The sequence below is a fragment of the Vibrio sp. Vb2880 genome, assembly GCF_033337975.1.
Taxonomy (GTDB): Bacteria; Pseudomonadota; Gammaproteobacteria; order Enterobacterales; family Vibrionaceae; genus Vibrio; species Vibrio alginolyticus.
The window spans coordinates 70,380-82,501 of the sequence record NZ_JAWORT010000020.1 but is presented as its reverse complement, the minus strand read 5'-3'; the positions used below and the strand labels follow the sequence as shown (position 1 = coordinate 82,501).

General features: G+C 45.1%; 14 protein-coding genes and 2 tRNA genes. 4 read left to right on the top strand and 12 right to left on the bottom strand.

The window, feature by feature from the left end; genetic code table 11:
- From R7M92_RS19175 to mutY, 5 genes are all read right to left on the bottom strand, one after another.
- Window positions 1-76 (bottom strand) — tRNA-Thr (locus R7M92_RS19175).
- A gap of 66 nt (window positions 77-142) precedes the next feature.
- Window positions 143-218, bottom strand: a tRNA-Phe gene (locus R7M92_RS19170).
- Between the two features lie 100 nt (window positions 219-318).
- A complete protein-coding gene (gene mltC / locus R7M92_RS19165) occupies window positions 319-1,458 on the bottom strand; it encodes a membrane-bound lytic murein transglycosylase MltC (RefSeq protein WP_005381001.1) in 1,140 nt (379 codons plus the stop codon).
- A gap of 77 nt (window positions 1,459-1,535) precedes the next feature.
- Window positions 1,536-1,808, bottom strand: coding sequence for an oxidative damage protection protein (locus R7M92_RS19160; protein WP_005381002.1), 273 nt, complete (start codon window positions 1,806-1,808; stop codon window positions 1,536-1,538).
- A gap of 19 nt (window positions 1,809-1,827) precedes the next feature.
- Window positions 1,828-2,904, bottom strand: coding sequence for an A/G-specific adenine glycosylase (gene mutY, locus R7M92_RS19155; protein WP_318134002.1), 1,077 nt, complete (start codon window positions 2,902-2,904; stop codon window positions 1,828-1,830).
- Between the two features lie 203 nt (window positions 2,905-3,107).
- On the opposite strand from mutY, the gene trmB reads away from it, so the two are divergent.
- The 3 genes from trmB to glsB all read left to right on the top strand — a co-directional run bounded on the left by trmB (window position 3,108) and on the right by glsB (window position 5,892).
- The gene (trmB, locus tag R7M92_RS19150) at window positions 3,108-3,827 is read left to right on the top strand and encodes a tRNA (guanosine(46)-N7)-methyltransferase TrmB (RefSeq protein ID WP_005384506.1); all 720 of its coding nucleotides are present in this window, start codon (window positions 3,108-3,110) and stop codon (window positions 3,825-3,827) included.
- Between the two features lie 17 nt (window positions 3,828-3,844).
- On the top strand, window positions 3,845-4,873 hold the full coding sequence (locus tag R7M92_RS19145) for a TRM11 family SAM-dependent methyltransferase (RefSeq protein ID WP_154205021.1): 1,029 nt from the start codon (window positions 3,845-3,847) through the stop codon (window positions 4,871-4,873).
- A gap of 98 nt (window positions 4,874-4,971) precedes the next feature.
- A complete protein-coding gene (glsB, locus tag R7M92_RS19140) occupies window positions 4,972-5,892 on the top strand; it encodes a glutaminase B (RefSeq protein WP_005381007.1) in 921 nt (306 codons plus the stop codon).
- A gap of 90 nt (window positions 5,893-5,982) precedes the next feature.
- Here glsB and hemW read toward each other — a convergent pair whose 3' ends face one another.
- The 7 genes from hemW to R7M92_RS19105 form a co-directional block, all read right to left on the bottom strand.
- Window positions 5,983-7,161 (bottom strand): radical SAM family heme chaperone HemW, encoded by a 1,179-nt coding sequence (gene hemW / locus R7M92_RS19135; RefSeq protein WP_154205022.1) that lies wholly within the window; start codon window positions 7,159-7,161, stop codon window positions 5,983-5,985.
- 18 nt (window positions 7,162-7,179) lie between these two features.
- Window positions 7,180-7,782: an XTP/dITP diphosphatase gene (locus R7M92_RS19130; protein WP_005381009.1), complete on the bottom strand. Its 603-nt coding sequence runs from the start codon at window positions 7,780-7,782 to the stop codon at window positions 7,180-7,182.
- Between the two features lie 118 nt (window positions 7,783-7,900).
- Window positions 7,901-8,332 (bottom strand): DUF4426 domain-containing protein, encoded by a 432-nt coding sequence (locus tag R7M92_RS19125; RefSeq protein ID WP_005381010.1) that lies wholly within the window; start codon window positions 8,330-8,332, stop codon window positions 7,901-7,903.
- A 128-nt stretch (window positions 8,333-8,460) separates the two neighbouring features.
- A complete protein-coding gene (gene yggU, locus R7M92_RS19120; protein ID WP_005381011.1) occupies window positions 8,461-8,751 on the bottom strand; it encodes a DUF167 family protein YggU in 291 nt (96 codons plus the stop codon).
- Window positions 8,751-9,308 (bottom strand): YggT family protein, encoded by a 558-nt coding sequence (locus R7M92_RS19115; protein WP_005381012.1) that lies wholly within the window; start codon window positions 9,306-9,308, stop codon window positions 8,751-8,753. Before R7M92_RS19115 ends, yggU begins: the two co-directional genes overlap by 1 nt.
- Before the next feature lie 52 nt (window positions 9,309-9,360).
- Window positions 9,361-10,179 (bottom strand): pyrroline-5-carboxylate reductase, encoded by an 819-nt coding sequence (gene proC / locus R7M92_RS19110; RefSeq protein WP_213964534.1) that lies wholly within the window; start codon window positions 10,177-10,179, stop codon window positions 9,361-9,363.
- 159 nt (window positions 10,180-10,338) lie between these two features.
- Window positions 10,339-11,040, bottom strand: a complete 702-nt coding sequence (locus R7M92_RS19105; RefSeq protein ID WP_005384521.1) for a YggS family pyridoxal phosphate-dependent enzyme — start codon at window positions 11,038-11,040, stop codon at window positions 10,339-10,341.
- 28 nt (window positions 11,041-11,068) lie between these two features.
- Here R7M92_RS19105 and R7M92_RS19100 point away from each other — a divergent pair, with 28 nt between their 5' ends.
- Window positions 11,069-12,109: a type IV pilus twitching motility protein PilT gene (locus R7M92_RS19100; protein ID WP_005381015.1), complete on the top strand. Its 1,041-nt coding sequence runs from the start codon at window positions 11,069-11,071 to the stop codon at window positions 12,107-12,109.
- Window positions 12,110-12,122 lie beyond the last annotated feature (13 nt).

The following is a 12,122-nucleotide window of genomic DNA, read 5'->3' as shown; positions in this document are numbered from 1 at the left end:
TGGTGCCGACTACCGGAATCGAACTGGTGACCTACTGATTACAAGTCAGTTGCTCTACCTACTGAGCTAAGTCGGCACACTTTATTCTTTGTGCTTTTGTCCGTGTTATAACATTTCGTTAAGACACCAACAAATCAAATTGTGGTGCCCGGAGGCGGAATCGAACCACCGACACGAGGATTTTCAATCCTCTGCTCTACCGACTGAGCTATCCGGGCAACGGAGCGCTATTAAACGGATTTTCCCGCGTTGCGTCAACCACTTTTTTTAAATAATTTCAAAAAAGTGGTTGTTCGAACGCTTTTTATTCAACTGTCACTACAAAGTTTGCTTCGAGTTAAATTCCTTTTTGAAATTTGTAACTTTTTCTAGGTAGCGACGCGCTTCTGCGTTCGGGTGTTTCTTGGTTAACGCCCAATAAACTTGGTTGGGTTGCAATGAATTAAGATCTTGCATTGCGCGTTTGCGATCACTGCGATGAAATGTGTTTAAAACTCCTCCAGTACCGCCATTGTAAGCTGAAATCATGCTGTACTCGAGAGAGGTAGGGTGGCGGACTTCTCTTAAATAACGATTTTTTAAGATATAGAAATACGCAGTACCAGTATCTATGTTGTTTTCTGGATTAAACAAATATTCAGGGCTTGGTTGGCCCGAGCGCTTTTTCACGAGTTTGAACACATCTCGTCCCGCTGTTTTAGGTACAACTTGCATTAGGCCATATGCATTTGCCCAACTTACCGCGTATGGGTTGAAACTGCTCTCGGTTTTAATAATGGCGTATATCAAGTCTTCTGGAATGTCGTATTTCTTGGAAGCTCGACGCACGATATCGGCGTATTGGTAGCTGCGTGTTGAAAAGTGGTCTTCAACCATGGGAATTTCGACATAATACGCTTTCTTGAAATCTACATTTTTGGTTTTTATTTTATTTGCGATGAGGTATTCCGCAAATCGGTTTGCCCGCCAAGACCATTGAATTGGCTTATTGTCTTGGTCGACAACTTGTTTATACAGGAATGGTTGCCCCTCTAACGTGATACCTTTAGAGGAGAATAAGTCGACGTGAGCGGGATCGTCTGGTGTTAATAAGGTGGTGACAATCGCGTCTTTTAGGTGTTTTTGGGGCTCGGTCGGTGATACGGTCTCTATCGTGATCACGCCTTTGCGAAAGTCGACCTCGGCGCGGCTAAGGTAGTTATCGATGTACTTAACGTAATTACTCTTGCCAGCGTACTTGATTTCTTTTTTACCCCAGCGCTTTTGAATATTGCCTGAAAAGCTATTGATTAAGGCATCTAGCGCCGCAGTATCTTTTTCAAATTGTCCTGGTAGCTCAGCTAAGTTATTGGCAAAACGGTTTGTTGGCTCGTAGTTGACGTCATAAATCTTTTCGACGAATTCACGGCTACAGCCTGCCATTAAAAGTGCGGCAGCAATAAAGACAATTTTTTTCATAAGTATCAGAGTTATTGAAGGTAATAGAAAAATGACACCACAAATGGTTGTGATGTCATTGTTTAACTCAAGCGACTTTATTCGCTCGGAGGTGTGTAACCTTCGATATGAACGTCTTTTCCTTCAAAGAGGAAATTTACCATTTCTGTTTCGATCAGTTTGCGGTGTTCTGGATCCATCATGTTGAGTTTCTTCTCGTTGATCAACATGGTTTGTTTGTGTTGCCACTGAGCCCACGCTTCTTTCGAGATGTTGTCGAAAATGCGTTTACCTAGTTCACCAGGGTAAAGTTGAAAGTCTAGACCTTCGCCTTCTTTCTTTAGTCGAGCACAAAATACAGTGCGGCTCATAATGACTCCTTGTATTCAATTAACGAAGTTCGTGGGGTAGCGTTTCCAGCAATAGTTTTACTGGCGCGGCTAAACCGACTTCTTCAGGTTTAGATAAGTTATACCAAAGACCTTTGTTGCCTTCCATTATCACGTCCGGTTGCTTTGATAAATCAATCAAAATTGGCGTGATATCTAGGTGGTAATGGCTGAATGTATGACGAAAGGTAATCAGTGTTTGCTTCTGTTTGATATTGCTGGCTTGAATGCCGCGTTGATCCAGTAGCAATTCAATGTCGCTTTCTGCATCCACATGTTCGGTTTGTGGGAAGCAGAATAAGCCACCCCAAATGCCTGTTTGTGGTCTTTGCTCCAACCACACCTTATGACCATTTTCGGTGTTGTGGTGAAGCATCACGAAACGAGTTTGCTTGATTGGTTTATCTTTCTTCGGTTTTTTGCCCGGGTAGTCGAGCACATTACCTTGTTGTTTTGCCACACACAGGTCAGCAACAGGGCAGAGGCTACATTTGGGTTTGCTGCGAGTGCAGACCATTGCGCCCATGTCCATCATTGCCTGGTTATACTTATCTACATCCGTTTGTGGGGTATGCGTTTCGGCAATTTCCCACAGCTGGTTTTCAACCTTTTTTTGTCCTGGCCATCCTTCGACTGCGAAACAGCGGGATAGGGTGCGCTTCACGTTACCATCAAGAATCGCGTGTGGTTGTTTATACACAGACGATAAAATGGCGGCAGCAGTAGAGCGACCAATCCCCGGTAGGGCGTTCATTTTCTCTATATCAAGAGGAAACTCACCATTGTATGTAGAGGCGACCTCTTGTGCTGCTTTGTGAAGGTTACGGGCTCGGGCGTAATACCCTAAGCCAGTCCAAAGGTGTAGGACTTCATCTTGCTCAGCATTGGCAAGATCGATCACGGTTGGAAAGCGTTCCAAGAAACGTTGGTAATACGGAATAACCGTAGTGACCTGAGTTTGCTGAAGCATAATTTCAGACAACCAGACACTGTATGCGGTCTTATTTTGTTGCCACGGAAGATCTTTTCTTCCATATGCGTCATACCATACTAGGATGGCACTGGCGAAAGGTGTCACGACTTGCTCTGTATTCTATTATTGGTTAGGTGCAAAATTGCACCACATAATGGGCAAGAAGTACAACGGATAAACAGTAGGGATATAAAGAGGTGTGTCGTTGCTTTTGGGTTGCCATAGACCAAGAGCTCAACAAATACTTGCACCTAAGTAAATTCTTTGGATAATCCCCGCTTTGATTAATCAATGTGCAGGCAAAATCAATGAGTGAAGTAACCACTAACGAATACAACGAAGACGGAAAGCTGATCCGCAAAATCCGCAGTTTTGTACGCCGTGAAGGGCGTTTGACTAAAGGTCAAGAGAGCGCGATGAATGAATGCTGGCCTACGATGGGTATTGACTTCAAAGCTGAACTTCTCGATTGGAAAGAAGTGTTTGGCAACGATAACCCAGTAGTGCTTGAGATCGGTTTTGGTATGGGTGCTTCATTGGTTGAAATGGCAAAGAACGCGCCAGAGAAAAACTTCATCGGTATCGAAGTTCATAGCCCAGGCGTTGGTGCTTGTCTTGCCGATGCTCGCGAAGCGGGAATTACTAACCTGCGTGTAATGTGTCACGATGCGGTAGAAGTATTCGAACACATGATCCCAAATGGCAGCTTATCGACACTGCAATTGTTCTTCCCAGACCCTTGGCATAAGAAGCGTCACCACAAGCGTCGTATTGTTCAATTGGGTTTTGCGGAAATGGTGCGTGAGAAGCTTATCCCTAATGAAGGTATTTTCCACATGGCGACCGACTGGGAAAACTACGCAGAGCACATGATTGAAGTGATGAACCAAGCGCCAGGTTTCGAAAACATTGCTAAAGATGGTGATTTCGTTCCTCGTCCAGACGATCGCCCGCTAACGAAGTTTGAAGCTCGTGGTCACCGTCTTGGTCACGGTGTTTGGGATATCAAATATAAGCGTATTGCGTAACCAGAGGAGTTCATGGGATGTACCATTACGCGATATTAGCGAATCCGGGTCATAACCGAATTTACTTTGATAGCGCAATGACCATTGCCTGTTCTGAGCTAAAAGCAATTTTAGCTTCACAAGGCGTGGATGTGACAGAAATTGGTAGTAAAGACGTTGGCTTACCTGCTGCGTTGGTGTTTTCTTGTCAGGAAGCGCTAACCGATGAGCAGTCGCGAAGAATCGCAGCCTCTTCGATTTACTATGCGCTATTTGAAGTGCGCGAAGATGGTTTACTTCGACCAGTTCAAGCGCCCGTATTTAACACTTTCCCGGAAAGTATGAGCCAGATTTTGCGCTACACCGGGAAAACAAACGAGCAGTTTACCCGTTTGATGGTGAATATCGGCATTAGTGCGTCCAATACGGGAAGTGAACAACTGACCTTAATGGATCCAATGTGTGGTAAAGGTACAACCTTATTTGAAGGCTTGATCCACGGTTTGAACGTGGTAGGGGTTGAGATCAACGCCAAGTGGGTGCAAGAGATCCAGACCTTTATTGTTAAGTTCATGAAGAATGGCCGCTTTAAGCACAAAGTGAGCAAAGAAAAGCGCACTGCGGGTGGCAAGAAAGTGGCGGATGGTTTCGTGGTTGAAGCTGCAGCAAATAAAGAAGATTACAACCAAGGCAATCTTCAGTTTATGAAGCTGTATTCGGCTGATACTCGTATCGCTGATCAAGTCGTGAAAAAGAACTCAGTTGATGTGATGGTGTCTGATCTGCCTTATGGCGTGCAGCACGGCAGCAAAAATGCCAAGGACAGCAAACTGAACCGCAGCCCACTAGAGCTTTTAAAAGAGGCTCTGCCTGCATGGAAAGTGGTATTGAAAAAGCAAGGTTCAGTGGTGTTGTCTTTCAATGAATTCACATTGAAATGGAAAGATGTCGCGGCATTATTTGAAGAGCAAGGTTGGAAGGTACTTTCAGAAGAGCCTTACATCGGTTATCTTCACCGTGTTGATCAATCTATCAACCGCAATATTATTGTGGCAGTAAAACCATAATCGACTTGAGTCGAACGAACCCTATGGAAAAGCCAACGACACGTTGGCTTTTTTTACCTCTGAGCTCAACGAGTTCTCTTGTAAATAGAAGGTAGAGAATGAAACCGACAGTGGAAATTTTGACAGATATTTTGGCGGAAGTACGCCCTTTAATCGGCCAAGGTAAAGTGGCTGATTACATTCCTGCTCTGGCAAAAGTACCCAGCAACAAGTTAGGTATTGCGGTATACACCAACGAAGGTGAGGTTATTAAGGCGGGTGATGCCGATGAACCTTTCTCTATCCAATCTATTTCAAAAGCATTGAGCTTGACGTTAGCGATGTGCTTGTACAAGCAAGAAGAAATTTGGTCTCGAGTGGGAAAAGAGCCTTCGGGGCAGGCATTTAATTCGCTAATCCAGCTAGAAATGGAGCAAGGTATTCCTCGTAATCCATTTATAAATGCTGGAGCGATAGTAGTGGCGGATTTGTTACAAACTCGCTTATCTGCGCCTCGTCAGCGCCTGTTGGAGTTTGTGCGTCAGCTTTCTGGTGATACCCATATTGTGTATGACAAAGTCGTTGCGGCATCCGAAATGATGCATGGTGACCGTAATGCGGCGATTGCATATCTCATGCGTTCGTTTGGCAACTTCGAAAATGAAGTGATTCCAGTACTACAAAACTACTTCCACGCTTGTGCGCTGAAGATGAGTTGCGTCGATTTGGCTAAAACGTTTAGCTATTTAGCAAACAAGGGCACATCGGTACAAACGGGTAAGCCTGTAGTTTCTCCTGTGCAAACCAAACAACTTAATGCACTGTTAGCAACGTGTGGCTTGTATGATGGCGCGGGCGAGTTTGCTTATCGCGTTGGTATGCCTGGTAAGTCTGGTGTTGGTGGTGGCATTATCGCGGTAGTACCTGGTGAAATGACCATTTCAGTATGGTCTCCAGAGCTTGATCCTTCAGGTAACTCGCTTGCGGGTACTAAGGCGCTTGAGCTGCTCTCAGAGCGAATTGGCCGTTCAATTTTCTAATGTTGGAAATGTGTCAACCTTATTTAGGACGGCACAGTTTCTAAATAAAAAGCCTCTCAATTGAGAGGCTTTTTTTGTTTTGGGGTTGCGTTACTCTTCGCTTTCTTCGGCCATAAAGGCTTCGAGCAAATCATTAAGGAAGAGCTTCCCTTTTTCAGTAATTTGCCAATGGGTAGCCGTTTCACTCAGGTAGCCCATTTCTATCGCCCAGTCGATGGTTTCTTGAATCGTACTAAGCGGTAAGCCCGTGGTGTCCACATAATCTTGCTTCGGACAGGCTTCGATTAAGCGGAATCGGTTCATAAAAAACTCGAATGGACGATCTTCATCCGCGACGACATGTTCTGTATGCAGATAAGGTTTGACCATATTTTGATAAGCCGCTAAATAGCCTCGCGGGTGTTTTACCTTTGTCGTTCGAATAATACGTCCGTCGGTAAAACTGAGTTTGCCATGAGAGCCACAACCGATACCAAGGTAATCACCAAAGCGCCAGTAGTTGAGGTTGTGCTGACACTGATAGCCCGGCTTGCTGTAACCGGAGATTTCATATTGCACATAACCCGCGGCTGCAAGTTTTTGGTGTCCGAGCTCGAAAATATCCCACAAGTCATCATCGTCAGGTAGCGTTGGTGGCTTGTAGTAAAACATGGTGTTTGGTTCGATGGTCAGCTGATACCAAGACAAGTGCGGCGGTGCCAACTCAATCGCTTTGTCCAAATCTGCCAAGGCTTGTTCGATGCTTTGATCAGGTAAGCCGTGCATGAGATCGAGGTTAAAGCTGTTCAAACCGATTTGGTGCGCCAGCTTAGCAGCATTGACGGCTTCGTCTTGGCCGTGAATGCGCCCCAAACGCTCAAGCTTCTGCTGCTCAAAGCTTTGTACGCCGATAGAGATACGCGTTACACCAGCTTTGCGGTAGCCAACAAAACGCTCTGCTTCGATGGTGCCTGGATTCGCTTCCATGGTGATTTCGATTTCAGGCTTGAACGGAATACGCGCTTCAATGCCCTTAAGTAGACGCTCGATGCCTTCTGCCGAAATCAAACTCGGCGTACCACCACCAATGAAGATTGAATGCAGTGGGCGTGGCGCTTCGTTAAGGCGGTATTTCTCAATGTCGGTATCCAAATCTTCTAAAAGGGCACTGATGTACTCTTCTTCTGGAATCTCGGTTTTGAGCGCGTGAGAGTTAAAGTCGCAATACGGGCACTTTTGCACACACCACGGGATGTGTACATACAAGCTGAGTGCTGGGGGCGTTAACATGGTCTAATTCGCTCGTGATTACTGAGACACTTGCTCAGACAGTTGAGCAAACAACGACTTGAGCGCTTTACCGCGGTGAGACAGTTGTTTCTTACGTGCAGGTTCAAGTTCGGCTGACGCACAGTTGTCTTCAGGAACAAAGAAGATTGGGTCGTAGCCAAAGCCATTTTCACCGTGTGCTTCAGTTAGAATTCGGCCTTCCCATTTACCGTGACAGACGATAGGCGTTGGGTCGTTCTCGTGACGCATGAGGACTAATACACAGTGGAAACGTGCTGTACGCTCTGCTTCTGGTACGCCTTCCATTGCCGCTAGCAATTTTTCTAGATTCTCTTGATCAGATGCGCTCTCGCCTGCGTAACGTGCAGAGTAAATGCCCGGAGCGCCTTTTAAGAAATCGACTTCTAAGCCAGAGTCATCTGCAATCGCAGGAAGCCCTGTTTCTTGTGCGGCATGGCGAGCTTTAATGATTGCGTTTTCAATGAAAGTTGTACCCGTTTCAGCTACTTCCGATACATTGAATTCACTTTGCGCTAATACTTCAAAGCCGAAGTCAGACAACAAATCTGCCATTTCACGAACTTTGCCTTGGTTACCAGTTGCTAGCACAATTTTTTTCATGGGAATCTCTTTTAATAGTGATAGAGGAGAACAAATCGTTCTCCTCTAGATATTCTTTAACTAATAAGTGGTTTTTAGCCTGCTTAGATCCAAAAGCTTTTGGAACATCACAACCCAATTACTCTTCAACATAAAACTTCTGGGTGAATTTAAGCTTACCTGAGCCTTTGTTTCCAGCTTTTACGTCAATATCGAAAGTAAAAGTTTCTTCGTGGGTAATTGGCAGTTCGGCTAAATAGTATATCGCATTGCCTTCTTTGACTTCACGAAAGGTCAAGGTCTGAGTTTGGCCGATAAGGTTCTTCGCGCGTCCAGCAATTTTTGCTTCTAATGCTGGCTTACCCAATGAAGCTCTATCTAACACGCTAATATTAACCACAGCGAGGTATCCATTACGTTTGATATCGTAGCTACGTGCGACTTTGGGTGTTAGGAATGTTGAGTTAAACGCTACATAGTGTACTTCGATATCTTTCATATTTTTAAACTGATCGGCGAAGCTTGGTAACGACAACAGGCTAATCAGTAATGCGGTAATCCATTTGCTCATTGTTACTTCCTCAAAGCACTTGTTATAAAACAACCATAGCTGCAATTTTACCTTGGTCAGGGGGTAAAAAATGCGTACTCAGTCGTTGGTATTAGTAAGTGTGGTACAAAATCGTAAATAAAAAGCCATCATATGATGGCTTTAATTTCTGTCGGTATCTGGGTAGGCGATTCTATCCGAATTTGTTTGTGCCGTCCTAATTCACCTTTTTCTATGTGAACCAAGCCCTTAGCGATTTTAAACTGCTTGGCTAAGAACTTAGTTAGGTGTGCATTAGCTTTGCCATCGACAGGTGGAGCAGTAATGGCGATTTTTAGCTCTTCACCATGCAAGCCAACGATTTTATCGCGGCTAGCTTTAGGTTGAATATAGAGCTTCAGGATGATGTCCTCACCATCTTGCCAAACTGCAGCTGACATTATAGCTGGAACCAAATTGGACCAATGATATCGCCCATTAAGAAGTTCGCGAACTGCAAGCCGATAAATAACACCAGTACGCTTAAATCAAGACCACCAATAGCCGGAAGAATACGACGGATTGGAGCGCACATTGGCTCGGTCAGTTGATGGAATACGTACTCGATAGGGCTGCGGCCTTGGCTTACCCAGCTCAAAATTGCACGGATCAATAGTACCCAGAACAATAGGCCACCTGCGGCTTTGATTAATGATAATAAGCCCAAGAATAAGAAATCAGCGCTGAAAGAGACGGAACCGTTCGAAGCTATTAGGATAAGCACGACAAATTTAAGCACACACAACACGTAGGCAAACAACACGGTTGCTAGGTCAATATTCCCCACGGAAGGGATAACGCGGCGCAATGGACCAATGACCGGCTGAGTCGCTTTTACTATGAATTGCGAGAATGGGTTGTAGAAGTCTGCGCGCGCAGCTTGCAACCAAATTCGCAAAATTACGACCATGATGTACAGGTCAAATAGGGTTGAGATGAGAAAACTCATTGAATTCATAAGGTACCCTTAACAAGTGATGGATGATACTAAACGGAGTTCATCCAAATAATTAAAACAGTTTTTCCATTTCTTCCGCGCGAGCCACAGCAGCTTGCATGGCTTTAGCGACAATATCTGAAAGTTGATGTTCGTTGAATGTACGTAGTGCTTCTGCCGTTGTCCCACCTTTCGATGTCACGTTCTCACGCAGGGTCGATAGCTCAGTTTCTGGGTTGCTAACCACCATACTGGCCGCGCCCAATGCAGCTTGTTGAACCAATAGTCGAGCAGTCTCTTTATCAAAGCCTTGCGCAATCGCTTCTGCTTGCATCGCTTCCATAAACAGGAAGAAGTATGCTGGAGCACTGCCCGCTGCGGCAATCACATTATTGATACCTGACTCTTGCTCAACCCAACATACTTTACCGACAGCTTCCATTAACTCTGCGGCAAAAGCTTTGTCGTGCTCGGTTACATGAGTTGGTGCGAATAACCCACTCATACCCAACCCAAGTTGTGATGGCGTATTTGGCATAACACGAACCAAGTTCAATTTGGTGGCTAGCATATCATCCAATCGAGAACAGTTGATGCCTGCGGCAATAGAAATCACCAGTTTATTAGTGAAATCGATCGATTGCAGTGGTTTACAGACATTCGCCATCATTTGCGGTTTCACAGACAATACCACCACATCCGCCTCGGTCGCAGCTTGGATGTTATCGCTGGTGGTACGGATGCCAAAATCTTGTTCTAGCAGAAGGCGGCGAGCCTCTGAAGGAGCCGTCGCGGTAATGTTTTGCGCTGGGTATCCGTTAGCAACCAAGCCTGAAACAATGGCTCTCACCATGTTGCCAGCACCAATGAAGGCGATTTTTTTATGTTCCATTTGTCTGATTTCCATCATGATATTTAGAATTTGTTGTGCGCTCAGGTGTATAATGGCGCCGCTGTTACTTACTGCTCCTATTGGCGAGTAAGATGATTGCGCATTTACGCTCTAACGATTGACGACATAACTTATGTCGCGAGTGAGCGTTTTGTTGATTTAGCTGTAGTCTCGTGCGCCGAAAATAGCGGTTCCAATACGAACCATTGTACTACCAGCTTCGATTGCAGCGGTCATATCACCACTCATTCCCATTGATAATGTATCGATTTCTGGGAACTGTGCTTCGAGTGTTTGCTTCAACGTAGCCAACTTCTGAAATTCACGGAGTTGTGATTCGTAGTCAGACACGTTGGCAGGAATCGACATCAACCCTCTTAAAGTGAGGTTAGGTAGGCGAGAAATCAACTCCGCCAGCTCGAATACTTCCGCTTCAGTGACACCAGACTTAGATGCCTCACCACTGGTGTTAACCTGAATCAGAACTTGTAGCGGTTTAAGTTCGCTTGGCCGCTGATCATTCAGGCGTTGAGCTATCTTGGTTCGATCGATGGTGTGAACCCAATCGAAATGTTCAGCAACAAGTCGCGATTTATTGGATTGAATCGGGCCAATGAAGTGCCATTCGATTCGATTATCTGGATAATGCTCGGCAAAGTGCTGAACTTTACTGACGCCCTCTTGAACGTAGTTTTCACCAAAGGCGGTTTGTCCCGCTTGGTAGGCTTCGAGAATTGCCTCGACAGGTTTAGTTTTGCTTACCGCTAGAAGTTGCACTGACTCTGGAGTTCGACCACATTTTTGCTCGTCATATCGAATTTGAGAGGTGATATGTTCAATATTTTGTTGAATACTACTCATAGCTGTACTTTAGACTTAAGGATTTTAAATGGATATCACTGAGTTACTGGATTTTAGTGTAAAACATAATGCCTCGGATCTACATCTTTCTGCAGGTGTCCCACCAATGGTTCGTATTGATGGGGATGTGAGAAAACTAGGCATTCCAGCGTTTACACACCAAGAAGTGCATCGTTTGGTTTTCGAAATCATGAACGATGCCCAACGCAGTGAATTCGAAGAAAAACTCGAAGTCGATTTCTCTTTTGAGTTGCATAACGTTGGCCGTTTCCGTGTCAACGCTTTCAACCAATCTCGCGGTTGTGCGGCAGTATTCCGTACCATTCCAAGTAGCATTCCAACTCTGGAAGAGCTAGAAGCGCCAGAGATCTTCAAAAAAATTGCGAACGCTGAAAAAGGCTTAGTTCTGGTCACTGGCCCAACAGGTTCAGGTAAATCGACGACCTTAGCAGCCATTGTTGACTACATTAACCGTAATCACAACAAGCACGTACTCACAATTGAAGATCCGATTGAATTTGTTCACAACAACAATAAATGTTTGATCAACCAGCGTGAAGTTCACCGTGACACCCATAGTTTCCAAAATGCTTTGCGTAGTGCATTGCGCGAAGACCCAGACGTTATTCTGGTTGGTGAGATGCGTGACAAAGAAACCATCAGCCTTGCCTTAACGGCGGCAGAAACGGGTCACTTAGTTTTCGGGACGTTGCACACCAGCTCGGCGGCAAAAACCATTGACCGTATTATCGATGTTTTTCCTGGTAGTGATAAAGATATGGTCCGCTCGATGCTATCTGAGTCCCTTCGTTCGGTTATCGCGCAAAAGCTTCTGAAGCGTAATGGTGGTGGCCGTATTGCATGCCATGAAATTATGATGGCAACGCCTGCGATTCGTAACTTGATCCGCGAAGACAAAGTCGCGCAGATGTATTCGATCATTCAAACAGGTGCGGCTCACGGCATGCAAACCATGGAGCAAAATGCTCGTCAGTTAATGGCGCAAGGCATGGTTGCTCGTGAAGAGGTCGATAGTAAGATCGGATTAGAAGTGCAGCAATTCTCGTAACGTTCATACAGAT